Origin of the sequence: Serratia sp. CY84636 (genome assembly GCF_052166245.1) — a bacterium.
GTDB classification, from domain to species: domain Bacteria; phylum Pseudomonadota; class Gammaproteobacteria; order Enterobacterales; family Enterobacteriaceae; genus Serratia; species Serratia nevei.
Window position 1 is genome coordinate 32,108 of sequence record NZ_JBJNOX010000011.1, and the last position, 25,836, is coordinate 57,943.

At 57.5% G+C, this 25,836-nt stretch carries 20 protein-coding genes and 1 pseudogene; 8 read left to right on the forward strand and 13 right to left on the reverse strand.

Features of this window, described 5'->3' with window-relative positions:
- Window positions 1–103: 103 nt before the first annotated feature.
- Window positions 104–643: an RrF2 family transcriptional regulator gene (locus tag ACJ8QI_RS21545; protein ID WP_038873797.1), complete on the reverse strand. Its 540-nt coding sequence runs from the start codon at window positions 641–643 to the stop codon at window positions 104–106.
- Between the two features lie 340 nt (window positions 644–983).
- Between ACJ8QI_RS21545 and ACJ8QI_RS21550 the strand changes: the two genes are divergently transcribed.
- Complete coding sequence (locus ACJ8QI_RS21550) at window positions 984–2,453, forward strand: beta-barrel assembly-enhancing protease (RefSeq protein ID WP_038873698.1); 1,470 nt, start codon at window positions 984–986, stop codon at window positions 2,451–2,453.
- Window positions 2,454–2,473: 20 nt separating this feature from the next.
- Window positions 2,474–2,827 (forward strand): arsenate reductase (glutaredoxin), encoded by a 354-nt coding sequence (arsC, locus tag ACJ8QI_RS21555; protein WP_033648817.1) that lies wholly within the window; start codon window positions 2,474–2,476, stop codon window positions 2,825–2,827.
- A 48-nt stretch (window positions 2,828–2,875) separates the two neighbouring features.
- Here arsC and hda read toward each other — a convergent pair whose 3' ends face one another.
- Window positions 2,876–3,577, reverse strand: coding sequence for a DnaA inactivator Hda (gene hda / locus ACJ8QI_RS21560; RefSeq protein WP_025159568.1), 702 nt, complete (start codon window positions 3,575–3,577; stop codon window positions 2,876–2,878).
- A gap of 272 nt (window positions 3,578–3,849) precedes the next feature.
- Here hda and ACJ8QI_RS21565 point away from each other — a divergent pair, with 272 nt between their 5' ends.
- Together ACJ8QI_RS21565 and ACJ8QI_RS21570 are read left to right on the forward strand one after the other, a co-directional pair.
- Entirely contained in the window at window positions 3,850–4,365 is a 516-nt protein-coding gene (locus tag ACJ8QI_RS21565) for an E3 ubiquitin--protein ligase (RefSeq protein ID WP_141967334.1), read from the forward strand.
- A gap of 33 nt (window positions 4,366–4,398) precedes the next feature.
- On the forward strand, window positions 4,399–4,647 hold the full coding sequence (locus ACJ8QI_RS21570; RefSeq protein WP_016926728.1) for a GlsB/YeaQ/YmgE family stress response membrane protein: 249 nt from the start codon (window positions 4,399–4,401) through the stop codon (window positions 4,645–4,647).
- Window positions 4,648–4,681: 34 nt separating this feature from the next.
- On the opposite strand, the gene ACJ8QI_RS21575 is transcribed toward ACJ8QI_RS21570, so the two are convergent.
- The 3 genes from ACJ8QI_RS21575 to upp all read right to left on the reverse strand — a co-directional run bounded on the left by ACJ8QI_RS21575 (window position 4,682) and on the right by upp (window position 7,434).
- On the reverse strand, window positions 4,682–5,332 hold the full coding sequence (locus tag ACJ8QI_RS21575; RefSeq protein WP_019452427.1) for a DUF421 domain-containing protein: 651 nt from the start codon (window positions 5,330–5,332) through the stop codon (window positions 4,682–4,684).
- Window positions 5,333–5,441: 109 nt separating this feature from the next.
- Window positions 5,442–6,731 carry a uracil permease gene (gene uraA / locus ACJ8QI_RS21580; RefSeq protein WP_021504398.1) on the reverse strand — a complete coding sequence of 430 codons (1,290 nt, stop codon included), beginning with the start codon at window positions 6,729–6,731 and terminating at the stop codon, window positions 5,442–5,444.
- 76 nt (window positions 6,732–6,807) lie between these two features.
- Window positions 6,808–7,434: a uracil phosphoribosyltransferase gene (gene upp, locus ACJ8QI_RS21585; protein WP_004941642.1), complete on the reverse strand. Its 627-nt coding sequence runs from the start codon at window positions 7,432–7,434 to the stop codon at window positions 6,808–6,810.
- Between the two features lie 255 nt (window positions 7,435–7,689).
- Between upp and purM the strand changes: the two genes are divergently transcribed.
- The 4 genes from purM (at window position 7,690) to ACJ8QI_RS21605 (ending at window position 10,449) form a co-directional block, all read left to right on the forward strand.
- A complete protein-coding gene (gene purM / locus ACJ8QI_RS21590) occupies window positions 7,690–8,727 on the forward strand; it encodes a phosphoribosylformylglycinamidine cyclo-ligase (protein ID WP_100396713.1) in 1,038 nt (345 codons plus the stop codon).
- A complete protein-coding gene (gene purN, locus ACJ8QI_RS21595; RefSeq protein ID WP_084827288.1) occupies window positions 8,727–9,365 on the forward strand; it encodes a phosphoribosylglycinamide formyltransferase in 639 nt (212 codons plus the stop codon). Before purM ends, purN begins: the two co-directional genes overlap by 1 nt.
- A 113-nt stretch (window positions 9,366–9,478) precedes the next feature.
- Complete coding sequence (gene speG, locus ACJ8QI_RS21600) at window positions 9,479–10,030, forward strand: spermidine N1-acetyltransferase (protein ID WP_004941631.1); 552 nt, start codon at window positions 9,479–9,481, stop codon at window positions 10,028–10,030.
- Between the two features lie 203 nt (window positions 10,031–10,233).
- Window positions 10,234–10,449, forward strand: coding sequence for a hypothetical protein (locus ACJ8QI_RS21605; RefSeq protein WP_197786669.1), 216 nt, complete (start codon window positions 10,234–10,236; stop codon window positions 10,447–10,449).
- A 40-nt stretch (window positions 10,450–10,489) separates the two neighbouring features.
- On the opposite strand, the gene ACJ8QI_RS21610 is transcribed toward ACJ8QI_RS21605, so the two are convergent.
- The 8 genes and pseudogenes from ACJ8QI_RS21610 to ACJ8QI_RS21645 all read right to left on the reverse strand — a co-directional run bounded on the left by ACJ8QI_RS21610 (window position 10,490) and on the right by ACJ8QI_RS21645 (window position 25,516).
- The gene (locus ACJ8QI_RS21610; protein ID WP_047730111.1) at window positions 10,490–10,852 is read right to left on the reverse strand and encodes a DUF596 domain-containing protein; all 363 of its coding nucleotides are present in this window, start codon (window positions 10,850–10,852) and stop codon (window positions 10,490–10,492) included.
- A 5-nt stretch (window positions 10,853–10,857) separates the two neighbouring features.
- Window positions 10,858–12,324 (reverse strand): annotated as a pseudogene (locus ACJ8QI_RS21615) (DUF637 domain-containing protein); the annotation flags it as partial.
- Between the two features lie 166 nt (window positions 12,325–12,490).
- Window positions 12,491–12,880: a hypothetical protein gene (locus tag ACJ8QI_RS21620; protein WP_148981441.1), complete on the reverse strand. Its 390-nt coding sequence runs from the start codon at window positions 12,878–12,880 to the stop codon at window positions 12,491–12,493.
- Window positions 12,880–18,939 (reverse strand): DUF637 domain-containing protein, encoded by a 6,060-nt coding sequence (locus ACJ8QI_RS21625; RefSeq protein WP_442533060.1) that lies wholly within the window; start codon window positions 18,937–18,939, stop codon window positions 12,880–12,882. Before ACJ8QI_RS21625 ends, ACJ8QI_RS21620 begins: the two co-directional genes overlap by 1 nt.
- Window positions 18,940–18,999: 60 nt before the next feature.
- Window positions 19,000–20,667, reverse strand: a complete 1,668-nt coding sequence (locus ACJ8QI_RS21630; protein ID WP_442533061.1) for a ShlB/FhaC/HecB family hemolysin secretion/activation protein — start codon at window positions 20,665–20,667, stop codon at window positions 19,000–19,002.
- A gap of 190 nt (window positions 20,668–20,857) precedes the next feature.
- Window positions 20,858–21,670, reverse strand: a complete 813-nt coding sequence (gene pstB / locus ACJ8QI_RS21635; RefSeq protein WP_004941613.1) for a phosphate ABC transporter ATP-binding protein PstB — start codon at window positions 21,668–21,670, stop codon at window positions 20,858–20,860.
- Between the two features lie 28 nt (window positions 21,671–21,698).
- Entirely contained in the window at window positions 21,699–23,348 is a 1,650-nt protein-coding gene (pstA, locus tag ACJ8QI_RS21640; protein WP_060424845.1) for a phosphate ABC transporter permease PstA, read from the reverse strand.
- Window positions 23,345–25,516: an ABC transporter permease subunit gene (locus tag ACJ8QI_RS21645; RefSeq protein ID WP_442533062.1), complete on the reverse strand. Its 2,172-nt coding sequence runs from the start codon at window positions 25,514–25,516 to the stop codon at window positions 23,345–23,347. Before ACJ8QI_RS21645 ends, pstA begins: the two co-directional genes overlap by 4 nt.
- Between the last annotated feature and the right edge of the window lie 320 nt (window positions 25,517–25,836).

Below are 25,836 nucleotides of genomic sequence, written 5' to 3' on the forward strand. Positions count from 1 at the left end.
GATGAACGATGCCGTTCCGCTCCCGTAGCAGGGTGCAGAAGGCCCGCCCGCCCCTTCCGAAGAGGCGGGAAAAAGTGTGTTTGGCTTTAAGGAAAGGCGGTGGTTAGGTTTTGGCCCGCGCCGTTTTGCCGCTGCGCGCGGTGCGTTCCGTCATGCGTTCATCGAGCCAGAGGTTGACCTCACCGAAGAAGCCCTGCGGCGCCTTGCGGCCAAAGCGGGCCGCGACGGCGCCAAGGGTCTGCGCCGCCAGCGCATCGCGCATCGCCTTCTCCGCCTGCAGCATCACCGCGTGGATGGCGCATTTACCGGAGACCGCCCAATCCGGCGGGGAATCATCGAACACCGCGCAGCGCCCGCGCACCTCCTGGCAATCGAACAGCGGCTTGTGCCCTTCGATGGCGTCGATGATCGCCAGAAAACTGATCTCATCCGCTGGGCGCGCCAGCCGGTAGCCGCCGCGCACCCCTTCGCTGGCGACGACGATCCCCGCCTTTTCCAGCTTGGGGAAAATCTTGGCCAGAAAGCTGGGGGAAATGCCCTGCAGCTCGGCGAGTTCGCGGCTGCTGAGCGCGCGCTGGTTATCGCCGACCAGCCACAGCAGGCAGTGGATGCCATATTCAACGCTGGTTGTGATGTACGCCATATGTCCGTTTTCGACCGTCAATGAACCTTCAATAACGCAGACTATATGAGTCTGCGTTTATCTTGTCAATAAAACACGGATCAACTTTGTCCGCGTTTTATTGACAATGCACGCCGCCGGCGACGCAGAAAGCGCCCTTCAAAATGAAAAATAAAACTTTTTTGCCCGATTCGCGCCCGGCTAACGTTTCCTTGTCGCCTGCGGCTGACTATGATGTGATGGGTGCCGCCGCCGCGGTTTGTGAGCCGCCGCACTTTCGCGCGGATTGCGCCGTGGGAATAAAGAACTCTTGTCTGCTGCTGACGTCTTAGAAATGATTATTTAAGGGAAACGCCTGACTATGACCAACCGGTTGACCAAAACCGCGTTAGCGGTGCTGCTGCTCGGCACGCTGAACGCCACCGCCCTGGCGCCAGCACAGGCGGAAAGCCAAGACCAGTTGCCGGATATGGGCACCTCCGCCGGCGGCACCCTGAGCATCGGACAAGAGCTGGCGATGGGCGATTTCTACGTGCGCCAACTGCGCGCCAGCGCCCCGCTGATCAACGATCCGCTGCTGAGCCAGTACATCAACCAGCTGGGCAACCGACTGGTGGCCAGCGCTTATTCGGTGCGCACGCCGTTCCATTTCTATCTGGTGCGCAACGACGAGATCAACGCCTTCGCCTTCTTCGGCGGCAACGTGGTGCTGCATTCCGCGCTGTTTCGCGTCAGCGACAACGAAAGCCAACTGGCTTCGGTGCTGGCGCACGAAATCTCGCACGTCACCCAGCGCCACCTGGCGCGCGCAATGGAAGACCAGCAGCGCAACGCCCCGCTGACCTGGGTGGGCGCACTCGGCTCCATCCTGCTGGCGATGGCCAACCCGACCATGGGCATGGCGGCGCTGAGCGGCACCCTGGCCGGCACCCAGCAGGGCATGATCAGTTTTACCCAGTCGAACGAACAGGAAGCCGACCGCATCGGCATTCAGGTGCTGCAGCGCGCCGGTTTCGATCCCGAAGCGATGCCCGACTTCCTGCAAAAACTCTCGGATCAGTCGCGCTATGCCTCCAAGCCGCCGGAAATGCTGCTGACGCACCCCTTGCCGGACAGCCGCCTTTCCGACGCGCGCAACCGCGCCAACCAGATGCCGAAACACATCGTGCAGTCTTCGCAGGACTACCTGATGGCCAAGGTGCGCGCACTGGGCATGTACAGCTCGGAAGGCTATGGCCTGAACGAAGAGCTGCTCGGCTCACTCAGCAAGGGCAACGTGCGCGAACAGGCGGCCGCCAAATACGGCCGCGCCATCCTGTTCTATGAAGCGAAAAAATACGACGACGCACGCAACATCATTCAACCAATGCTGGCGCAGGATGCGAAAAACGTCTGGCTGATCGACCTGATGACCGACATCGATCTCGGCCAGAAACGCGCGCCACAGGCCATCGCCCGCCTGCAGGCGGCCAACGCCGCCCAGAACAACAACCCGGTGCTGCAGCTCAACCTGGCCAATGCCTATGTCGAAGGCAACCAGCCGGCGCAGGCCTCGAAGATCCTGAACCGCTATACCTTTGCCCATCCGGACGATCCGAACGGCTGGGATCTGCTGGCGCAGGCCAGCGCCGCCCAGGGGCTGCGCGATGAAGAGCTGTCGGCCCGCGCCGAAAGCCTGGCGCTGACCGGCCGGCTCGATCAGGCCATCGGCCTGCTCAGCAATGCCAGCTCGCTGCAGAAACTCGGCAGCCTGAAACAGGCGCGCTACGATGCGCGCATCGACCAGCTGCGCCAACTGCAACAGCGCTTCCGCCAATACCAGCGCAGCTGATTCAACAAGGAATGAACGCCATGAAAAACGTCACGATTTACCACAACCCGCGCTGCTCCAAGAGCCGTGAAACCCTGGCGCTGCTGGAGCAGCACGGTGTCGATCCCAAGGTGGTGCTGTATCTTGAAACGCCCCCGTCGGCCGATGAGCTGAAAAAGCTGTTGAAAGAATTAGGCTTCACATCCGCGCGCGATCTGATGCGCAAAAAAGAAGATCTGTACAAAGAATTGAAGCTGGCGGACGACAGTCTGAGCGAAGAACAGCTGCTGGCGGCGATGACGGCGAACCCGAAACTGATCGAACGCCCGATCGTGGTGAAAGGCAGCAAGGCGCGTATCGGCCGGCCGCCGGAGCAGGTGCTGGAGATTTTATAAATTCGAATTCGGGCGCGGACTGTCGCGCCCTTTCTTTTGCGGTAGCCGCTACAGCCCCAGGATCTCTTTAACGAACGGGATGGTCAGCTTGCGCTGGGCGGTGATCGAGGCACGATCGAGCTGATCGAGGGTCATAAACAGCGTGCGCATCTCGCGATCCAGCCGTTTCAACAGGAAGCGGCCCACGTCTTCCGGCAGCTCAAAGCCGCGCAGTTTGCCGCGCAGCTGCAGCGCCAGCAGTTTCTCTTCGTCCGACAGCGGCTGCAGCTTGTAGATCTGCCCCCAGTCCAGGCGCGAAGCCAGATCCGGTAAACGCAGGTTCAGCTGGCGCGGCGGGCGATCCCCGGTGATGAACAAACGGGTGCGGCCGGTTTCCAGGATGCGGTTGTAGAGGTTGAAGATCGCCATCTCCCACTCTTCGTCGCCGGCGATGCATTCGATATTGTCGATGCAAACCAGCGCCAGCTGCTCCATGCCGTCCAACACTTCGGGCACGAAGTAAGCGCGTTTGTCGAGCGGCACATAGCCCACCGCTTCCCCCTTCTGCGAAAGCTCGGCGCAGGCCGCATGCAGCAGATGGCTGCGCCCGCCGCCTTCACGCGACCAAAAATAGATATAGCTGCCATGTTCCTGACGGACGGCGGATTGGATCGCGGCTAATAGGGATGGGTTCTCGCCCGGATAAAAACTGGCGAAAGTTTCATCATCGGGAAGATAAAGTGGCAGTGAAAGCTGTGCCGGCGTATTCAGAGAAGCACCTCAACCAAAACTGGCAGAAAAACGCGGGCAGTTTAACACAGAAAACGGGCGCTGTTGAACCGGCAGGATCTTATGCCGCAATAGTGAGCAATGCCTTAGCGCCGTTTAATCGATTGCGGCTCCCTCACCGGCAAGAATAGTCTGATATCAAACCCTAACCCCATGCCTAAGCAGGTTAAATTTGTAATTTAAGTAAAACCTGACCTAGTATAGGTAGGCAAAACGCAATCACCATCAACAAGGTTTCTGCAAGGATATAGACGATGAAAGTATGGAATAAAGTGCTGTTAGCCTCCTTTATCGGGTTGTTGGTTGCCGGCTGTGATGACTCTTCCAAGGTTGACGCCAACCTGGATAAAGCCAAAGACAGCGCCGAGCAGATGAAAGACGCCGCCCAGAAAAAAGCGGACGATCTGACGGACAAGGCGAAAGCGACGGCGGATGAAATCAAAAAAGAGGCCGCCACGCAGGCTGACCAGCTGAAGGACAAAGCCTCGGCGATTAAAGATGAAGCCGCCAAGCAGGCCGACGCCATCACCAACGACGCCAAGGCCAAGGCCGCCGCGATCAAGGATGACGCCGGCAAACAAAGCCAGCAGCTGGTGGATCAGGCCAAGGCCATCAAAAACGACGCCATCAACGGCGCTAACGATCTGACCGAGCAGGCCAAGGCGAAGACCGAAGCCATCAAGAACAGCGCCGAAAACAAAGCGCAAGAGTTGAAACAAGAGACCGATGCGGCGGTGAACGGCAATAAGCAGCCGGCCACCCAGCAGTAAGCTATTCTCAGCCACAAAAGAAAGGAGCAGTAAATGGGGATTATTTCCTGGATTATCTTCGGCCTGATCGCCGGTATTTTGGCTAAGTGGATCATGCCCGGTAAAGACGGCGGCGGCTTTATCCTGACCGTTGTGCTGGGGATCATCGGCGCCGTGGTCGGCGGCTATATCAGCACCTTCTTCGGCTACGGCAAGGTTGACGGCTTCAACTTCGGCAGCTTCGTGGTAGCGGTTATCGGCGCCATCGTGGTGCTGTTCGTGTACCGCAAAATTCGCAGCTAATATGACATTGGGGAGCTGAGGCTCCCCTTTTTCACTATTTAACTATACGTCCGTCATTAAGAATGAATGCTGTCCTACCGTCCCAAAACTCAGCAATAAAAATATCTTTCGGCTCTATGCCATGTTCACGGATAGTTTGGTTCAACCACTCCTCATCTTTACTAATCTCCTGCAGCTCATAAGGCCTGGCCCTGCCATTTTTCATAATGATAACTGAAGGCAGTTCATTTCCCTCGCATACCGCAGTGATCTGGCCGCCCGGCTCAATTTGCGCATAGACAATCTCCTGAAAGGCGTGAATCCCCTGCGCATGCAGCTGTGAGGAAACGTTCAAGATGTCGATTTTATTTTTCTTGGCTAAAATATTTTCCATCAAAAAGCGGCCATTTTTTATAATTGGTATCGGATTGCCTATAGTGACCGAACGAAAGAAGTTGCAGTGTTTACTGATTGCATTCAACAGAGAAATTAGCCCTACACCGATAAGTAATACAACGACATACTGGTACAAGGGGATGCTGTCGCTATAGATAACGCCCCCAATAATGCCCCCGAGCACAAAGTTTCCGATAAAATCTACTGGGGTCATCTGCGATAGCTGGGTCTTTCCCGACAGGTTCAGGTGGGTGATAACAATGACAAAGCCAATCACAAATTTGAGCAAAATATAGCCGTAGTACTCCATGCCCTCTTTCCTTTTAACCGATGTTGTTAATGCTATCAGCTACTTTATCCCAACGGATATAAATGCAGAAACACGAATAAAAAGGGCAGCCCCTGGGCTGCCCTTTTCGTTACTTCTGCTCCGCCGGTTCGTCCGGCGCGTCGAGCACCTCTTCTTCCTTGCGGAACAGGCTGATGACCTTGAACAGCAGGCTCAGGCCAATGCCGACGATGGTCGCCAGCGCCATGCCTTTCAGCTCCGCCGCGCCGATATGCACCTTGGCGCCGCTCACTCCGATGATCAGGATCACCGAGGTCAGAATCAGGTTTTGCGCTTTGTTGTAATCCACTTTGGACTCGATCAGCACGCGAATACCCGAGGCGCCGATCACGCCGTACAGCAGCAGGGAAACGCCGCCCATCACCGGCACCGGCACCGCCTGGATCGCCGCCGCCAGTTTACCGATGCAGGACAGCAGGATCGCCAGCACCGCCGCGCCGCCGATCACCCAGGTGCTGTAGACCTTGGTGATAGCCATCACGCCGATGTTCTCGCCGTAGGTGGTGTTCGGCGTGGAGCCGAAGAAGCCGGAGAACACCGTCGAAATGCCGTTGGCGAACATCGAACGGTGCAGCCCCGGATCGCGGATCAGGTCTTTTTTCACGATGTTGGCGGTCACCACCAGGTGGCCGACGTGCTCGGCGATCACCACCAGCGCCGCCGGCAGAATGGTGAAGATGGCGAACCACTCAAAGCGCGGGGTGTAGAAGGTTGGCAGCGCGAACCAGTGTGCCTCGCGGATCGGGGTCAAATCCACCACGCCCATGAAGAACGACAGCGCATAGCCCACCAGCACGCCGATCAGGATCGGGATAATTGCCAGGAAGCCGCGGAACAGCACCGAGCCGAGCACCGTGACCGCCAGCGTCACCAGCGAAATGGTGATGGTGGTCGAGTCGGCGCTGGTACCTTCCGCCGGCAGCAGCCCCGCCATGTTGGCCGCCACGCCCGCCAGTTCCAGCCCGATGACGGCGACGATCGCCCCCATCGCCGCCGGCGGGAACATCACGTCCAGCCAGCCGGTGCCGGCCTTTTTCACGATCAGCGCCACCAGGCAGAACAGCACGCCGCACATGATGAAACCGCCCAACGCCACTTCATAACCGAGCGGCAACAGCAGCAGCACCGGCGAGATAAACGCGAAGCTGGAACCGAGGTAGGCCGGGATCTTGCCTTTACAGATGAACAGATACAGCAGCGTGCCGATGCCGTTGAACAGCAGCACGGTCGCCGGGTTGATCTTGAACAGGATAGGCACCAGCACGGTGGCGCCGAACATGGCGAACAGGTGCTGGAAGCTGAGCGGAATGGTCTGGAGCAGCGGCGGGCGCTCGCTGACGCCGATGGCGCGACGGGTCATGTGTGCTTTTCCTCGGTTTATTGGTTTTATAGGTTTTAGTCAAAAAAAAGCCGACTCATTAAGTCGGCTCAAATGTTTACTTGGTACCAAATATCTTGTCGCCCGCATCGCCCAGGCCAGGCACGATGTAGCCCTTGTCGTTCAGGCACTGATCGATGGAGGCGGTGTACAGCTCAACGTCCGGGTGCGCTTTCTCCAGCGCGGCGATGCCTTCCGGCGCCGCCACCAGGACCAGCACCTTGATGCTGTGGCAGCCGGCTTTCTTCAGCAGATCGATAGTGGCGATCATCGAACCGCCGGTGGCCAGCATCGGGTCAACGACCAGCGCCATGCGCTCTTCGATGTTGGAAACCAGCTTCTGGAAGTACGGCACCGGCTCCAGGGTTTCTTCGTCGCGGTAAACGCCCACCACGCTGATGCGCGCGCTCGGCACGTGCTCCAGCACCCCTTCCATCATGCCCAGCCCTGCGCGCAGGATAGGCACTACGGTAATCTTTTTCCCTTTGATCTGATCCACTTCAACTGGCCCGCACCAGCCTTCGATGGTGACTTTTTCCGTCTCCAGATCGGCGGTCGCTTCATAGGTCAGTAAACTACCCACTTCTGAGGCCAGCTCACGGAAGCGTTTGGTGCTGATGTCATTTTCGCGCATCAGGCCAAGCTTGTGTTTTACCAGCGGGTGTTTCACCTCAACGATCTTCATCATTTTTCTCCTATTAAGGTGGTTGCGGCCAAAAAAATCGCGGGATTATACCTCCTTTTTTTCGCCGCGCCACCCACAATAGCCCGATCGGGATCAACAAAAGTTTGAATATCAGTATAGATGACGAAAAAGCAGAGCCGGTTCACAAGCCGCTCGCAAACGTTTGCCTGCGCTGTTAGAATTGCCGCGCCTTATTCCGGAATCAACATCGGAAGCACAGTTTTCAAACCGCAAACCGTCGTGGGGAATCGCGCAGTGACCGACAAAACCTCTCTCAGCTATAAAGACGCAGGTGTCGATATCGATGCAGGCAACGCATTGGTAGATCGCATCAAAGGTGTAGTTAAACAGACCCGTCGCCCGGAAGTGATGGGCGGTCTGGGCGGGTTTGGCGCCCTGTGTGCGTTGCCGCAGAAATACCGCGAGCCGGTGCTGGTTTCCGGTACCGACGGCGTGGGCACCAAGCTGCGTCTGGCGATGGATCTGAAACGCCACGACACCATCGGCATCGATCTGGTGGCGATGTGCGTCAACGATCTGGTGGTTCAGGGCGCCGAGCCGCTGTTCTTCCTCGACTACTACGCGACCGGCAAGCTGGATGTGGACACCGCGGCCAGCGTGATCACCGGCATCGCCGAAGGCTGCAAACAGTCCGGCTGTGCGCTGGTGGGCGGCGAAACCGCTGAAATGCCGGGCATGTACCACGGCGAAGATTACGACGTGGCCGGTTTCTGCGTCGGCGTGGTCGAAAAATCCGAGATCATCGACGGCAGCAAAGTGCAGCCCGGCGACGCGCTGATCGCCCTGGGCGCTTCCGGCCCGCACTCCAACGGCTACTCGCTGGTGCGCAAAATCCTGGAAGTGAGCAACACCGATCCGACCGCCACCCAGCTGGAAGGCAAACCGCTGGCCGACCACCTGCTGGCGCCGACCAAGATTTACGTGAAGTCCGTGCTGGAGCTGATCGAGAAGGCGGACGTCCACGCCATCGCTCACCTCACCGGCGGCGGCTTCTGGGAAAACATTCCACGCGTGCTGCCGGAAGGCATGCAGGCGGTGATCGACGAAGCCAGCTGGCAGTGGCCGGCGGTGTTCACCTGGCTGCAGCAGGCCGGTAACGTCAGCCGTCATGAAATGTACCGCACCTTCAACTGCGGCGTAGGCATGGTCATCGCCCTGCCGGAAGCCGAAGTGGAAGCGGCCATCGCGCTGCTGACCGCAGCAGGTGAAAAAGCGTGGAAAATCGGTAAACTGACCGCCTCTTCCGACGAACAACAAGTGGTCATCAACTGATGAAAAAGATCGTGGTGTTGGTCTCCGGCCAGGGGAGCAATCTCCAGGCGCTGATTGACGCCTGCCAGCAGGGCCGCATCACCGCCGAGATCGTGGCGGTGTTCAGCAACAAGGCGCAGGCTTATGGCCTGCAGCGCGCCGAGGCGGCCGGCATCGCCGCCCAGGCGTTGGATGCCAAGGCTTACGCCGATCGCGCGGCGTTCGACGCCGCGTTGGCGGACGCTATCGACCAGTACCAGCCCGATCTGGTAGTGCTGGCCGGCTACATGCGCATCCTCAGCCCGCAGTTCGTGCAGCGTTATGCCGGCCGCCTGCTGAACATCCACCCTTCCCTGCTGCCGAAATACCCGGGCCTGCATACCCACCGTCAGGCCATCGACAACGGCGACAGCGAACACGGCACCTCGGTGCACTTCGTGACCGAACAGCTCGACGGCGGCCCGGTGATTTTGCAGGCCAAGGTGCCGATTTTCGCTGACGACGAAGAGGATGACGTGGTTGAACGGGTGCAAACCCAGGAACACACGATCTATCCGCTGGTGGTGAGCTGGTTCGTCGACGGCCGCCTGGCGATGCGCGATGGCGCCGCCTGGCTGGACGGCGAACGCCTGCCTGAGCAGGGTCACGCCGCCGACTGATGCGCGCAGCCTGAACCTTGCCTAAACGGTGCCCATGCGGCGCCGTTTTTTTTCGCCTTCATCCATTCTGTGAAGTTATACTTTGCACAATTTCACGGCACAGAGGAGCCCACATGTCCAGCACTGCCAGCGTCAGGTTACGCCCATTGGAACGGGACGATCTGTCGTTCGTCCACCAGATGGACAACAACGCCAGCGTTATGCGCTATTGGTTTGAAGAACCCTACGAAGCCTTTGTCGAGCTTTCCGATCTCTACGATAAACACATCCACGATCAGAGCGAGCGCCGCTTTATCATCGAGCACGAAGGCGCCAAGGTCGGCCTGGTGGAGCTGGTGGAGATCGATCACATCCACCGCCGCGCAGAGTTCCAGATCATCATCGATCCCGCCCACCAGGGCAAAGGCTACGCCAGCACCGCCGCCCGCTTGGCGATGGACTATGGCTTCTCGGTGCTGAACCTGTACAAGCTGTACCTGATCGTCGACAAGGAGAACCCGAAGGCGATCCACATCTACAGCAAGCTGGGATTCAACGTGGAAGGCGAGCTGATCGACGAGTTCTTCGTCAACGGCGAATACCGCACCGTGCTGCGCATGTGCATCTTCCAGCCGCAATATCTGGCGAAGTTCAAAACGCCCAATGATAAGCCGCTGGTGAAGTGACAATTCGCGAGAAAAAAGTGAAAACCCGCGAAAGCGGGTTTTTTATTGGAAAATAAGCGACTAGTATTAATGGATGTTATTTTATCGTCAGGAAATAGCCTGATGAATGCGGAAATAAATAATATTCATCCGAGATAATTAATCGAACAATAATTAATAGTGATAGTAAGAGTTACCCTCTGCCTCTACAAAGGAAAAATGCCATGACAACCGTCTCAAACCTGCTGCTTTTTATCGGCCTGGCGATGCTCGCCATCGCCGCCGGTCTGAATACCTATAGCGGCTACGCGCCTGCAGATCCCAATAGCACCCCGCTATTTTCCCCGCTCTGGTGGACGCGCTGGTTCCCGCTCTATGCCTCGGGGGCCGCGCTGCTGTTGGTGGGGGTGGTGTTGCGGGTTACGGGGCGGGGACGTTAAAAAAAAGAAACGGCTGCGAAGAGCCGTTTCTGTGTGCGGATCAGGTCCAATCTTCGTAGCCGCTGTCATGGATCCAGACGATGCCGCCGGGGCATTCCTCTGTCAGAAACCAGAATCCGTCGAAGGCATCGGCATCCATTTCCTCCTGATTTTTGGGGAAAACATGTTTAAATAGCGATATTTGCTCACTAGTGCTGCCTCGAAGATACTTACCATGAGAAGCCAACCTAATTTTCCCATCTTCAAGTAGCATCTGTAATAGTTGAAAGAAAAATGATTTTCTTTGACTAAAACTTGGTTCCTCGCCATAACACTCTGGTAGAGTCACATGCCAGATAGCATTCATCGAATGACCTTCTAAGGCATTCTTGTATTCGAGAAATTCCTCAGCTGTAATTTTCATATGAGTTACCTAAATTTAATTTCAATAGGTTTTTTAACTTTTCCCTGTAGATTATTGAGTTGTTCATTTTTTATAATTTCAATCGTCCATCGAGCCTTTGTGCTATCCTCACTTTTGGAAAAATCTCTAAGATTGATAACCATTCCATCTTTTTTTGCAAAGTAAACCATGCCTTTCGGAGTTTTCTTCTCTTCCAATGGTACCGTTCCAGCTAGCGACTGAGCGTAGTCGATGATTTCTTGTCTTGACAGTTTTCCTGTCGCAAAAACCTTGGTTGTTCCATATTTATTGCATCCACCTTCGCCCATAACCTGCTCGAACTGCTGACCAAACACATTCAGCTTACTTTCGTTCTGTTTCGGGTCAAACACCTTGACCAACTGGTTAGTGTTAACCTTCTGCATGTCCCGTAGATAATCTGCCGTTTTAGTCGACAGATTCGCCCCGGCTGCCGTTTCTCCTTTGATAAAATCGGCAACCGGCTGAGTGTTGAACGTTTTTGTTTTGTATAGTTCATCGGAAGCGTTCACCAGCTGTCGGCTCAACTTCCTCACGCTGTCTTCGGTTTTCCCCAGAATCAATGTGCTGCCGGTGGTTACGGCGCCAGTACCAATAATCGCCTCTGGTGCCACAATATCTGCCGCATAAATACCGGCCTGGTTCAGGCAAAGCGCGGGGTTGGTTTTACAGCCGGCAATTGCCAATCGTGCAGCCAGAACCAATTCTGGCGCAGCTCCCACCAGCGTCATTCCCCCCGCAGTAAGTACCAGACCGCCGCCACCTACGGTCGCCACTATTGCGGCAGCTTCTCGGCGAGCCACAACACGTTTTGCCGCAGCAACATCACCTTTATCAGCGGCCAAAATATCTTTCTGATTATCCAGCGCATACTGCATCAACATATGTTCGGTCATGTTGTAGCGATAAACCGACTGTGCGCTGTCCGCAGCACTGTAGGCGCCTTCCGGCGTATGCGTTGTCAACGCCCCGGTCAAAGCCCCGATCACTCGTGCCGTTTGCTCTTTTACTTCATTGCCGTTTAACGCTTCCTGCAGACGGTAAAGCTGGCGTTCCTTTTCGTTGAGATTGGCCGGTTCAAACAGCGTGCTCTGCATCACGACGCCGGCCAGCTCCGCTGCCAGCGCCCCGGCAGCAGCCCCTTTACCGTCGCCGCGCCCGATTTCCGCAGCGATGCCTGCCACAACCGCATGGCTGACTGACTTCCCGGCCGCCCCCAGAACGTCGCCGTTATCCCCAATCAGGTTGGCGCCCTCGGCCTGAACCTGGCTGCCGATGTTCGCCAGCAGCGCATTGGTCAAGTTGTCTTTGAAGCTGCCACCATTGATGGCGGTATTCAGGCTGGAGCTGATAACCGATTGCCCGGCCACCCGCTGCGCCACCTTGCTCCAATCGCCGTTGCTCAGCTGCGGCAGTTTGACGTTGTTCGGGTTAAGCGGTTTGCCCGCCGCATCCTATCGGCGTTATATGGAATACAACATCAAGAGAAAACGGCTCCGAAGAGCCGTTCGTATGGGCGTTAGATTTCCGTCAATCTTGATCTATAGTGGTACTTTTTACCTTGGCTAGCCCCTTCATGAGAAAAACGTGCTTAATCTCAAACTGTTAGGAGCTGGAAGGTTACTCGGCTTTATCAAGCAGTCCAAGCAACTCCATATCATAAAGCAAATCGGTTTTTTCCTCTTCGTCAAGACCTTCAATTAGAGATTCAAGATTCGTTTTTTCCAAAATGGCTGAAATTGAGTTTCGGTAATTACTCTCAACATCTTTAGGCCCTCTACCGGCCATAAGAATGAGTGAAAACACCTCGAACATCAGCTTTTCTATCGGCGAAAAGGGGGTGCATTCAAATTGATAGGATGCATAACCTATTTCATAACCATCATAAGATGGTTTAAAAGAGCTGGCCCCTAATTTTTTTTTAGTAGAGAGTATATGCCTACAACAATCATAGAAACACTCCAGTGTCATTCCTCTAATTTCACTGTACGTCATACGTTCGTCGTCCATTACTTCAACCTCCCAGGAATTAACATTACATTATTGTTGTCAAGGACTTCCACTTTGATTCCGGGGTATTTTTTTTGAAATTGATCAACAACACCCAAGCAGCTCTCACAGGCAGCACGTTCAGTGAAAATGGTGACTTTACCTTTGGCAGACACATTGTTACCCAACTTATCAGCCAGGTTGTCCAGTATTTTGTATTCAGAGTCTGTATTTCTGGCTATAGGTATATCCTTAGCATTATCTATAATTTTAAATTTAAAATTGCCGTTACCCTCACCAATAAAGCCTTTCTCTGCTTTATCGATCCCACTGTGCGCCGCAAGTGTCTTTGGCATACCGGGGATATCAATTTGCGCGACGGCGGCATTCCCACCTTTCCTGATCTTTTGTGAGAACGGTGCCCTGGCATCCAATACCTGCTGCCTGAACGTTGCTGCCTGCTGAACCGTCTTCTCATTGACCAGATACCCTTTCCAGGCGCTGGTTGGCCCTACCAGTTTGGATGACAGGTATTGGTTGCCGACGTTCGCTTTACCCATACCGGCAAACGTACTGGCGATAGAGACCGCCATCACCGAGGCATTCACCCAGTCCGGCGACCAACCGGTCAACTTGCTGATTTGTTCTATCTGCTGGTTGCGAGCAAACAGCTGGCCGTCGGTTATCTGGTCACCCAAATCATACGTGAATAACTTTTCGCTGTCATAGCCGGCAAACGCCGGATAGTTGCCGAAGCGCTGACGCTCTTTTTGTACCCAGTAGTTGGCAATGAGGCCGTCTTCATCCCGCGTTGACGGGTACTTATTCATCAGGGCTTCAAACTGCTTGCGTTCGTCTGAGTTCAACGCCTCTTGCGTGGTGCAAGCGACTTTTCGGCATGAAGCCGCCATCAGACGCGCTTCTTTTTCCTTGTCGCCCTTAGCCAACTCTTTAATCGCGTTGAGTTCTTCCTGGTGCAGTTGCCGATTGAAACGCTCGACAAACTCACCCGCATTTGCACCGCTGGTGGCGCCTGCGGCTTTGGCGGTTACGATGGCCCCTGCAAAGGCGCCCGCTACGCGGCTGATTTGAGCCTGACGCTCCTGCCAACCTTCACTTCTGACCAAATTATCATTGATGATCACCCCGGCCAGCTCCGCCGCCAGCGCCCCGGCCGCCGCGCCTTTGGCATTACCCTTGCCGATTTCTGCGGCCACGCCCGCCAGAACGGCATGGCTTACGGCCCGGCCCGGTATATCGAGAACCTGACCGTTATCCCCAATCAGGTTGGCGCCCTCGGCCTGAACCTGGCTGCCGATATTCGCCAGCAGCGCATTGGTCAGGTTGTCCTTGAAGCTGCCGCCGTTGATGGCGGTATTCAGGCTGGAGCTGATAACCGATTGCCCGGCCACCCGCTGCGCCACCTTGCTCCAATCGCCGTTGCTCAGCTGCGGCAGTTTGACGTTGTTCGGGTTAAGCGGTTTGCCCGCCGCGTCCTTGCTCCAGCCCATCGCGCTGTCGAAGCCGTTGAGCGCGCCGCCGATCGCCATCGCCGTGGCGGTCGCCTTGACGTTTTCATTGCTGCCCAGCGCCTGCAGGGTTTTTGACAGGTTGCCCTGGTTCTCCACCAGCGCCACCGCCGCCTGGGAGGCCAGCGAAGACATCCCGGCCGTGACCGCGCCGCTGGTTACCGCCCCGCCGCCCACGGCGCCGGAAACGCTGGAGGCCGCCGTGGCCGCCAATGAACTGCCTGCGGTCACCGCCGCTGCTGCGATGGCGATCACCGCCGCCACCGCCGGGTTCAGGTGCTGGCTCTTGTAATCCCAGCTATCGTAAGCGTCTTTGACCTTGCTCCACTGCACGTCGTTGCGCTTGTTCAGATCTTTGACCCAGGTGGTGCCCGGCGTATTGCCCAGGGCGTCGATGGCGCTTTGCAGCGCCTGGCCGTTTTTCACCTTCACATCGGCGCTAACACCCTTGGCGGCCTCTACGGTCAAGGCGCCACCGGTATGGATGCTCGGCAGCACCCACTTATTGTCTTCGTACCCTTTATTGGCCTGCTTGATAAAGAAGCCTTTCGAATTGCTGACGGTCTGTTCGAAAGAGGTGTTTTTCACCGCGCGGAAGTTAACCTGTCCACGGGAGCTGGTCAGGCGCGCGTTTTGCCCGGCGGCGATTTTGCTGGCTTCATAGGTGCTGTCGTCGCGGCTCATCAGCGTGATATTGCCGGCGGCGGTAAACTCGGTAACCTTGTTGGTCACGTCATGACGGGTCTGCTTAACCTCGGTTTTCTTGCCCCACCATTTGCGCTTGGTTTCTTTTTTCTCGTAGTGGCTGGACTCTTCCATCGCCTGGGCGTAGAGATAGCCACCCTTGGCGGCAATATCCAAAGAACCGGTGCGGATCGCCAGTTCACGATTTCGAGCATCTTCCTGCTCTTTACGTTGTCTTTCCGCATCATGTTGGCGCTGTTTTGCTGCCAGAGCCACGTTAAGTTGATTTTCGGCATCATCTTTTTCTTTCGTCTGTTGTAGCGTCTGCTGCTGGGCTTGGTCAAATGCATGTTGGGATGCATTTAGCACACTTTGCGCGTTATTTATCGCATTCTGGCGGTCTATTAAACGCTGACGAATCTTGTCATATTCTTCTATGGTCGCTTCTTTTATCGCGTTACCGACCTTGACGCCGTCTTGAGTCGGTGCAGTGACATCTCCCCATTGAAGGACATTATTAACAAACGCCCGGCCCCCTTCTCGTAATAACCGCTCGAGGTGTGTCTGATTGTCAATCAATGCCGAAGCGTCAAAGTGAACGCCCCCTCCGCTATAAACCGGCACTGAAACGAACCGGGATGATGATGACGTAATTGGATGTGCGGCAGCATCAAATAACGACAAGGTATCAGGGTGCTGACGTGCGCTACCCAATGCGTGTTTACTTGTATTTAGTTGGTTTTCGGTCTTAGTCCTATTATTTATCGTCTGTTCAAGTCGCTGCCTAGCCTCCTGAACCCGGCGTTCAGCCATTGAAAATGCAGAGTCAACCCCAGAAAGGTCGATAGAAATACCTATCTGTCCAAGTTGTCCCTTAGACAGGAGTTTGGTGGCCTGAAAGAGAATGCTGCCGCCGGAAATCACCGTCATCAGGCCGCCGGCATTCAGCTCGGTGCCTTGCTGGGTGCGAGTTTCGGTAAATTCGTTGCCGCCCTCACGGTAAGTGTGGTTTTGCACCGCCTCGAAGCGCATATCGCCGCCGGAGGTCAGCGTCATGTTGGCGCCGGAGGTCAGCCTGGCGCCGTAAGTCAGCAGTTGGTTGTTCGCCGACGCGGTCAGGTTTTTCCCGGCGCTGAGGGTCGTGACCACATGGCGGTCATCTTTATTGTTGTCATTGGCGGCATCAATGGCGGAATAGGCCAGATTCGATAACCATAGATTCTGCCCGGCCAGCAACGCGATGTTGCCGTTAGCGGAAAGCGCGCCGCCCTGGGTGCCGATGTCGCGGGCCGAGTTAATCAGCAAATTGCCGCCGGCGTGTATCCGGCTGCCCAGTTCAGGCGTGCGCGACACAGGGAAAAGCGCATTGAATCGGCCGTCAAGTTCACGGTAATTAAGATCGGCGTTATGGGCGGCTAACAGCGTAACGTCCTTGTCCGCATTAATCTTGGCGCCGCGTAGCGCCAGATGACCACCGCTATTAAGCAGCACCGAGCCTGTAGCTCTCATCTGACCACTGGCCAACAGCTGGTTGAAGTATTCTTGCCGTTTAGCCGGAGAAACCGTCTCTCCTAATAGCGGCCCCTCTAACAACGCGCTGTTTTTGACGATTGCAATGCTGCCGTTAGCCGTCATGGCGATATTGCGGCTTTGCGGCGCCAGCAGCGTATTCAGCAACGTAATGGTACTGCCAGCCGTGACAGACAAATCGCGTGAAGCATCAAGACTGCCCAACCAGCGAGAACCATCAGGGCGGAAGTAGTGAGGCTTCTCGCTGGAATGTATTTTTATCTCACCGTTTTTGGAATTTAACGTGACGTCCTGCCCTTTCAGCTCACTTTGCCATGCGTCGATAGCGTTGACTGCTGTCAGAGACAGTTCTTTTCCGGCGGCCAAAATGCCTTGCCCAAGAACAATCCGATCTTCGGCAATCGCGGTGATATTACTGTCAGCACGAATTATGTCAGTATTGATGATATTCGCAGCATGCAGAATAATGTTCTGCGCCTTTAAGGTCTCAGGACGTTGTAATGTTCTCACTTCATAGGGTTTATTTTCTTCTGGTGTTTGGTTTTTTATCTCTATTTTATCTTTGAAATCCGCCACCAAACTTTTTCCAGCACTTAAACTAATACGCTGTAAAACGTAGCCTACAGAATGCCAAGCTTGAACACTATCACCTCGGGTAAAGTAATTGGTTATACGTAACTCTTTTGCCGTTAATGGATTAAAGGTCACCCCCCCATGTTCTTTATTGGCTTTTTCATCAGGAATATAGCGAATATAATTCAATAATGTGCCTGTAGAAGTTTGCGTATTGACAAAGCGCTGACCAGTCAAAATAAGGTCTAAATTAGCACTCAACACACTGTTATTATTATCTAATTCATCCCCATAGATATAAAGGTGCTTACCAGAAGAGATCTCTGCAGGTGCTGAATTTCCCACCACATCAAACCGAGTTTGCTGGTCGTTAACCAATACCCCCCGCTCAATATTGCTAAAATCCGCTTTTCCAAACCATTTTTCAGGTAATGGCGACGTCAACTCAGCGGTAATAATTACCGGATAATCACCGGTTTCTGCCATGACATTCGCCACTTGCATATTTTTATCAGTTGATGTCGGTATTAGCTTGGTTTTACTAATACTCTCGACATCTCTTTTATTGCGAACCTGTTCGGCACGTATCACCAAGTCGCCGCTGTTGGTCAGGATTTTCGCCGAACGGTTCTCGACGGATTTAGCCTTGTTGCCCTGCGCATCCTTTTGGATCCACATATTTTTATTGGCGTGCAGCTTGGCGTTTTCCCCGGCGTTGCGGATATGGTCGCCAAAGATACGCATATCGCCGCTGGTGCTGGTTTGCCCGTCATTCACCAGCGTCGTTGCTGCCAGCGTGGCGTTGCCGTCCGCCTGCACGACAGCACCCCGCGTAATGTGCAATCCCTTGGCGCTGACATTGAGGTCACCTTTGCTGTGCGTGGTGCCGTTAAGCACCAGGTTACCGTTAACGCTCAGCGTAATATCCCGCTGCTTGCTGGTGAGGTCTTTCAGGTTCACCCCTACTCCATCCTCATTGGCCACCAGGCGGATTTTGTTGGCGTACATGCCGCCCAGCGCTTTGGTATCCACCGCCAGTTGGGGCTTAGCGCCTTCACCGGCGATCGGTTTGATGCTGCCGTCCTTGAAGCTAATGCGGTTGGCGCCCTGGGTCAGCGACAGATTTTGCGCATTGATTTTGCCGTTCAGCTCGGTGGCGCGGCTGATGATATCGACATAGTCGGCGCCGCTGCCGTCCAGCCCTTTGCCGCCGATGGTGACGCCGCCTTTTTTCACCTCCAGCGCTTCCAGCGCGCCCTGCTTGTCGAACTGCGGTTTGCCGGTGGTTAACGTCACGCCCGGCGCGTTGATAAAGCCGCAGCCGTCGCAGGTGATGCCATTCGGGTTGGCGATCATCACGTTGGCCTTGTTGCCGAATACCTCGAGCTTGCCCTGAAGCTCGGAACGACTGCCGCCGATCACCTCGTTGATGATCAACTCCGCCGGCTTTCCCTTCAGGTAGGTGTTGCCCTGCGCGCTGTAGATCTCCACGCCCAGCTGCGTTTTGCCGCCGTGCGTGGCGTTATTCAATACGGCGCCCTGTGGCCCAACGTTGAAATCTTTATAGGTGTTGTGCGAGATGCCCGCACCGTTCGGCGTGGCGATATTCACCACCGGCACGTCGCCCGGCTTGATAACCACCTGCGTATTGCCGTTGGCAGCGGTAATGCCGGCGGCAAACGCCGGGTGCAACGGCTGGAAAGCCGTCAGGTAGATCAGCAAATAGCTGGCGCCCCGCGCCAACGGAGGGTTGAGCTTATCCATATTCATTCCTTCGAAAGGATGTTGTTTTGAACGCCGAGGCGCTCCTGCTGTGTGCTGGCGTTATAAGGTGACGGTGGCTTGCCAGTAGGCCACCCAACGATCCGGTTGCAGGCTGTCTGGGTGCGTCAGCGGTTTACCGACGGTGATCGCCTGATTGAACCAACGGCCGCTTAACGTGGCACCCAGCGCCGCGCCGGCGACGTTGCCGCCGTCGATCTGCCCGGCGCGCCCCCGCAGCCAGCCGGCGTCTAACGCGCCGGTCAAAGAGAGCTCCCCCAGCCCCGGCAAGGTCTGCCATTGCCAGTTGAGTTCATTGCGCCAGTAGGCTCCGCGATTGCCGGTCAGGTACTGCGCTTTAAAGCCACGCACCGAGTATTGCCCACCGATGGAAATGCGCTCGCCGGCATACAGGTTGTCTGCGCTGGTTTGTACGTAGGCCGAGGTCAGGTAGTAGAGAGAGGGGGCGAGCGGATAGAAATAGCTGGCGCTGAGACCAAGCTTGCGGAACTCGCTGCGCGGCGCTCCGTCGCGCTCCGGATCGTCGGCGGTAGCGCCCAGCATGCGCAGCCCGCGGCTTACCGTCGGGTTCAGCGTCATATAGCCGCCGCCCGCGACCGCACTGTAATTGAGGCCCAGGCTGGCGATGCTGAGCGTCGGGCTGCTGACGCCCAACCGTTCCCCCGCCAGCTTATTTTCCGTGGTGCGCCGCGCCAGCCCGATATCGACGGCCAACTTGCGTTTGCCATCCCTCAGCAACGTGCGGTTAGCGCCCAGACGCTGGGTCTGGTTGTTGCCCTGATAGCGGTAAGCGGCACCGTTGGACGGCACCTGCTGGAAAAAATCGTTCCAGGCATACTGGTAGCTGAACAGCCAATAGCCATAGGGTAAGGTGACGCTGCCGTTCAGGCTACGGCTGCGATGATACGGGCTGAAATCGTTATTGCGCGCTGCGGAAAGCGACCATTGATCGGCGAGACGCAGCGGATTATCCAGCGAGAAGGCGGCGTTCATCTGCCCGGTGCCGGTGCTTTTCTGGCCGCTGTTATCGGCGCCGAAAGAGAAAGAGACCGGTGCACGCGTGGCGCCACGCAGCAAAACCACTTTGGAAAAGCCGGGTTGCTCGCCGGGTTGAATATCGATAGTCACCTGTTGCGACGGCAGGCGGTTGAGCTGCTCCATGCCCTGCTCGATATCGCGCAGATTTAATACGTCACCAACCAGGCCGGGAAACGCCATCTTCAACGCCAGCGTCTGCTCACCGTTTTGCGTGATGGACTCGATTCGCCCTTCGCTGACGCTGACGGCCAACACGCCGCGGGAGATATCCTGCTCCTGCAGCCAGGCCTGCGAGGTGACATAGCCGCGTTGCAGATAAGCATTGGTGGTTTCGCGCACCAGACGGTTGATGTGCTCTAACGTCAGGCAGCGCCCCTGATACGGGCGCGCCAGGCTTTCTTTTACCGACCAGGAAAGATGTTCGGCGCCCTGAAAAACGATCTGCCGCACCGGTTGGCAAACCGCCCCTGCGGCGGCCGGCTCAGGCAGCGGTAACGCCGGCAGTTCAACGTTATTTTGCAGCGCCTCGCGTTGCTGCTGCGCCTGTTCCAGCAACGTTTTCTGCTGTTGGGTAATGCTGTCGCGGTCAGCAGGGCTGGTGATTTCCGCACACCACGCCGAGCTGCAAAACGCTAATAATAGCGACCAGGCACCAAGCCTCCATGCACACATTCAAACACATCCATTTACACTGATTTACACAGACTGGCGAATTATAAACAATTCGCTGGCTCCGTCCATGCAAATGAGAATTATTTTTATTAATGAAGCCAGTGAAAAGACGTGCTTGGCGTGTTAGCGAGAATAATCGGAGGAAACACAAAGACGGGAAAAGGGGCGCCGTATGCAACGCCCCCAGAACTCACCCATACCGCCCGGTAATATAATCCTCGGTGCGGCGCTGGCGCGGCGAGGTGAAAATCGCGTCGGTGTCGTTATACTCCACCAGCCGGCCCTGATGAATAAACGCGGTGTAGTCAGAGACGCGCGCCGCCTGCTGCATGTTGTGCGTCACCAGCACCACGCTGTAACGCTGTTTCAGCGCGGAAATCAGCTCTTCGATGGTCAGCGTGGAGATCGGATCCAGCGCCGAGGTCGGCTCGTCGAGCAGCAATACCTCCGGCTCGATGGCGATGGCGCGCGCGATCACCAGGCGCTGCTGCTGGCCGCTGGACAAGCGGAACGCATTTTCGCGCAGCCGATCCTTCACCTCATGCCACAGCGCGGCGGCGCGCAGCGAACGCTCCACCGCCTCATCCAGCAAGCGCCGGTCGCGCACGCCCTGCAGCCGGAGGCCGTACACCACGTTTTCATAGATCGATTTCGGGAACGGGTTCGGCCGCTGGAACACCATGCCCACCCGCCGCCGCAGCGCCGCCACGTCGATCTGTGCCCCGGAGATCGCCGCGCCGTTCAGCTGTAGCTCGCCCTCGATGCGGCAGTTGTCCACCAGATCGTTCATGCGGTTGAAACAGCGCAGCAGCGTCGATTTACCGCAGCCCGAGGGGCCGATCAGGGCCGTCACCCGGTGCTTCGGGATACGCAGCGAAATATCGTGCAGCACCTGTTTGTCGCCATAAAACAGGTTCAGGCCGTTGACCGCCAGCGCGGTCTGTTCATCGTCGAGATGCTGGACATCCAGCCGGGGCAAACTGCCTGGCGTCATCAAACCCATTACGCACTCCCCAAAAATAGCGTCATTGTTACTGCGACCATGCTCGGTACCGCTCCCTCAACGAATGGCGGATACCCATCGCCGCCAGATTCAAACTCACCACGATCGTCACCAGCAGGAAGGCGGTGGCGAACACCAGCGGCCGCGCCGCCTCTACGCTCGGGCTCTGGAATGCCATATCGTAGATCTGGAAGCTCAAATGCATAAACTTCCGTTCCAGGTGCAGATACGGGAAAATCTCGTCCACCGGCAGCACCGGCACCGATTTCACTACCCCCACCAGCATCAGCGGCGCGGTCTCCCCGGCGGCGCGCGCCACCGCCAGAATCAGGCCGGTCATCATCGCCGGCGCCGCCATCGGCAGCACGATGCGCCACAGCGTCTCGGCCCGGCTGGCGCCCAGCGCCATCGAGCCCTGCCGCAGCGAAGTGGGAATGCGCGACAGCCCTTCCTCGGTGGCGACGATCACCACCGGCAGCGTCAGCAGCGCCAGCGTCAGCGCCGCCCACAGCACGCCGGGCGTGCCGAAGGTCGGGTTGGGCAAGGATTCAGGATAGAACAGCTGGTCGAGCGTGCCGCCTATCATATAAACGAAAAAGCCGAGGCCGAAGACGCCATAGACGATCGAGGGCACGCCGGCCAGGTTGACCACCGCAATGCGGATCACCCGCGTCAGCAGATTGTTGCCGGCATACTCGTGTAGATATACCGCCGCGATCACGCCAAACGGCATCACCACGATCGACATCAGGATCACCATCAACACCGTGCCAAAAATGGCCGGGAACACCCCGCCTTCGGTGTTCGCCTCACGCGGGCTGTCGGTGAGGAACTTCTTCACCTGCTCGCCCCAGTGCGCCAGCTTCTCGGTGGTGTTCATGGCGTTCGGGTACCAGGCATCGCGCACCTGGCTGAGCGGAATGGTCAACGTCTGGCCGTGCATGTCGCGCAGCAGCAGCGCATCGCGCTGGCGATCGCGGTTCAGCCCCGTCAGGCGTTCGGACAGCAGCTGGTATTGCCGCTGTAACTCCAGCCGCTCGGCCTTGATGGCGTCCTGCGCACGGGCGTCCAGCTTATCGTCGCGCTGCAGGCGCTTTTCCCTCAGCCGCAGCGCGTCAAACTGCTGATTGATGCGCGCCATATCGCGGAATTGAATATCGTGCGCCTGGCGCGAGAGCGCGGCGATTTGCGGCAGCCGCTGCTGCAACGCCTGCCCCAGATTGCGGCCGGTCAGCGGTTGCCCATCCTCCAGCAGCCCCGCCAGATAGCCGTAGGCGGTACCGTGGCTGTCGCGCTCCAGCACCAGCAGGCCGCGCGGCGTGCTTTGGCTGCGGATGTCGCTGGCCAGCAGCGTGCGGAAGTCCTGCCCCTCGCGCTCGCGGTTGCCGACCTTGATCAGATAGCGTTCGACGCTTTGCGCCTCGCCCGGCGGCGCCACGCCCGCTTCCGTCAGCTGGCGGCGCGAAATGCTTTGCTGCTGATACAGCTCGCCGATCACCGTCACTGGCCCGGCGCCGTTCTGATTCAGCTCAAACTGATAAACCGGGCTCGGCCAGAAATAACGCATCCCTTGCCCAGCCAGCAGCAACAGAATGCCGATCAGCGCCAACAGGCTGACGGCCACCGAACCGGCGGTCAGCCAAATCCACGGCGAGCCGCTCTTCACCCAGTTCTTCATGGCGCCTCCTGATTCGGCGTGTAGCGCTTGCGCAGCCGCAGGCGCACCGCCTCCGCCAGCGTGTTGAACACGAAGGTGAAGACAAACAGCACCAGCGCGGTCAGGAACAGCACGCGGTAATGGCTGCTGCCGGAGACCGCCTCCGGCATCTCGATGGCGATATTGGCCGCCAACGCCCGCAGCCCCTGGAACAGGCTGCCGTCGATAATCGGCGTATTGCCGGTGGCCATCAGCACGATCATGGTTTCCCCCACCGCGCGGCCAAAGCCGATCATCAGCGCGGAGAAAATACCGGCGCTGGCGGAAGGCAGCACCACCTTGATCACCGTCTGCCATTGGGTGGCGCCCAGCGCCAAAGAGCCCTGGCTCAGGGTGGCCGGCACGCTGAACAGCGCGTCCTCCGCCAGCGAGAAAATGATCGGCACCAGCGCGAAGCCCATCGCCACGCCCACCACCAGCGCATTGCGCTGGTCGTAATTATCCCCCAGCCAGAAATGCAGCGGCTCACCGAACAGCGCCACCTCCAGCCGCGGCCCCAGGCTGAGCGCCAGCCACACCGTCAACGCCAGCAGCGGCAACAGCAACAGCAGATCGATGCCCGGCCGGCAACGCGGCATAAAGCGATGGGTCAACGCGCCGCACAGCAGCACCGCCGCCGCCAGCAGCAGCGGCAACGCCAGCACCGCCAACAGATACTGCTCGATGATCGGCGCCAGCCAAATGCCGGCCACCAGCCCGATCACCACCGTCGGCAGCGCGCCCATCACTTCGATAGCCGGTTTGATCACCCGCCGCAGCCCCGGCGTCATAAAGTAAGCGGTATAGATGGCGCCGGCCAGCGCCAGGGGAATGGCGAACAGCATCGCGTAAGCCGCCGCCTTGAAGGTGCCGAAGATCACCGGCATCAGGCTGAATTTGGGTTGGTAACTGTCTTCGCCGGAGGTGGACTGCCAAACATAGGCCGGCTGCGGGTAGTTCTCATACCACACCTTGCCCCACAGTGAACGCCAGGTAACGTCCGGATACGGGTTGTCGAGCGCATAGCGCTGCCAGCCCTGTGCGCTCTCCAGCAGCAGGCCATCGCCGCGCGGCGCGAACGCCATCTGCTGCACCTCGGCGCCCAAACGGGTATTCAGCAGCGGCTGCGGTTGAATGGTGGAGAACAGCGAGAAGCCGCCATCGGGCCGCAGGGTGGCGAACACCCGGCGATAGGGCTCAGCCACCGTCAGCTCCTGCCCGTCGGCGCCATGGTCGAAATGCTGCACCGGCGTCAGGCGCCAGCGCTGCTCTTTTTCTACTTCGAACCACTCGCGCAGATTGCCGTCGGCGCCCTTGATCAACAGCGCGCTGCCGCCGGGCAGCGCCGTCATCTGATACGGGGCATGTTCGCCAAGGGTGCGCGTTTCACGCAGCTGCAGCTGCGCGCCGTCGATCTGATAACGCGCCAGCCGGTTGCCGGTCAGCAGGTAAAGCTGGCGGCCATCCGGCGTCAGCACCAGTTGTTCTGCATCCTGTTCCAGCGGCCGCTCGCTGAACTGCGGCGGCCGGTCAGGGCTGAAACGGCCGAACACCAGCCGCCGATCGTCGGTCACCCCAGCCAGCAGATACTGCCCGCGATGGGCATCCGCCAGCGACAGCCGTTTCAGCGGCTTGCGCTGCGGATCCAGCGCCAACGGCTGCTGCCCGAGCGGGAACAGCCACTGCGGCCGGCCGTTTTCCGCCGTCGCGAAATCCGCGCGCGCCACCACCAACCGGCCGTCGGCCTGCGCCAGCGCAAACAGATCGCGCTCTCCGGCGGCCTGGGCAAGCAGCGCCGGTTTGGCCAGCAGCGTCTGCTGCGCCAGCGGCGCCTGGGGCTGGCCGTTCGGTGCCGGCGTCAGGCGATAAAATTGCCCCGCGCCCTGCGCGTCGATGCGGTAACCGACGCGCTGCTGCACGTCCATGCCCAGCGCCAGCGCCGGGGCCGACGCCGCGATCGGCAGCGGCTGCGCCTGGCCGAGCGAGGCCGGTTTGAACAGCGGCAGCACGGCAAACAGCAAATAGACGAAGATCAGCATCAACGTCATCAGCACCATCAGCCCGCTGGCGGTTACTGCCGCCTGCACGCCGCGGTCGATGCGCCCGCGCATGCGATCTCGGGGATGTTGATTGGCCGTCGTCTGTGTCATGTGTCTCGCTGTCGCTGATGTAATCGGGCTTGCGCCGTAAGATAACCGGGCATCTTATGTCAGTTTTATGACGTTTGCATGACAAAGTTACCCGCCACACTCCAGGTTTTTTACACTGCAAACAGACAATATGGCGTTGATATATTGCTGAAAAATGAACGTAAATACGCCTAATACCACCAAGAATAAGCCTGCTAACCTTCATTTCATGCTGCTCATTCCACCCCCCTGCACCCTGCATCGGCGAAAATTTATTGCCGCCGAAAAACGCCGCGCGCCAACGCAATGGATATGTTGGACTTTCCTGTCAATCTCTCGCA

Coding starts and splice junctions, on each gene's coding strand:
- ACJ8QI_RS21545 (WP_038873797.1), bottom strand. CDS start 643: ATGGCGTACATCACAACCAGCGTTGAATATGGCATCCACTGCCTGCTG.
- ACJ8QI_RS21575 (WP_019452427.1), bottom strand. CDS start 5,332: ATGGAGTACTACGGCTATATTTTGCTCAAATTTGTGATTGGCTTTGTC.
- ACJ8QI_RS21620 (WP_148981441.1), bottom strand. CDS start 12,880: ATGGACGACGAACGTATGACGTACAGTGAAATTAGAGGAATGACACTG.
- ACJ8QI_RS21630 (WP_442533061.1), bottom strand. CDS start 20,667: ATGTGTGCATGGAGGCTTGGTGCCTGGTCGCTATTATTAGCGTTTTGC.
- ACJ8QI_RS21605 (WP_197786669.1), top strand. CDS start 10,234: ATGACAACCGTCTCAAACCTGCTGCTTTTTATCGGCCTGGCGATGCTC.
- speG (WP_004941631.1), top strand. CDS start 9,479: ATGTCCAGCACTGCCAGCGTCAGGTTACGCCCATTGGAACGGGACGAT.
- pstB (WP_004941613.1), bottom strand. CDS start 21,670: ATGGGTTTGATGACGCCAGGCAGTTTGCCCCGGCTGGATGTCCAGCAT.
- arsC (WP_033648817.1), top strand. CDS start 2,474: ATGAAAAACGTCACGATTTACCACAACCCGCGCTGCTCCAAGAGCCGT.
- ACJ8QI_RS21565 (WP_141967334.1), top strand. CDS start 3,850: ATGAAAGTATGGAATAAAGTGCTGTTAGCCTCCTTTATCGGGTTGTTG.
- ACJ8QI_RS21610 (WP_047730111.1), bottom strand. CDS start 10,852: ATGAAAATTACAGCTGAGGAATTTCTCGAATACAAGAATGCCTTAGAA.
- ACJ8QI_RS21625 (WP_442533060.1), bottom strand. CDS start 18,939: ATGGATAAGCTCAACCCTCCGTTGGCGCGGGGCGCCAGCTATTTGCTG.
- ACJ8QI_RS21645 (WP_442533062.1), bottom strand. CDS start 25,516: ATGACACAGACGACGGCCAATCAACATCCCCGAGATCGCATGCGCGGG.
- purN (WP_084827288.1), top strand. CDS start 8,727: ATGAAAAAGATCGTGGTGTTGGTCTCCGGCCAGGGGAGCAATCTCCAG.
- ACJ8QI_RS21550 (WP_038873698.1), top strand. CDS start 984: ATGACCAACCGGTTGACCAAAACCGCGTTAGCGGTGCTGCTGCTCGGC.
- pstA (WP_060424845.1), bottom strand. CDS start 23,348: ATGAAGAACTGGGTGAAGAGCGGCTCGCCGTGGATTTGGCTGACCGCC.
- ACJ8QI_RS21570 (WP_016926728.1), top strand. CDS start 4,399: ATGGGGATTATTTCCTGGATTATCTTCGGCCTGATCGCCGGTATTTTG.
- uraA (WP_021504398.1), bottom strand. CDS start 6,731: ATGACCCGTCGCGCCATCGGCGTCAGCGAGCGCCCGCCGCTGCTCCAG.
- upp (WP_004941642.1), bottom strand. CDS start 7,434: ATGAAGATCGTTGAGGTGAAACACCCGCTGGTAAAACACAAGCTTGGC.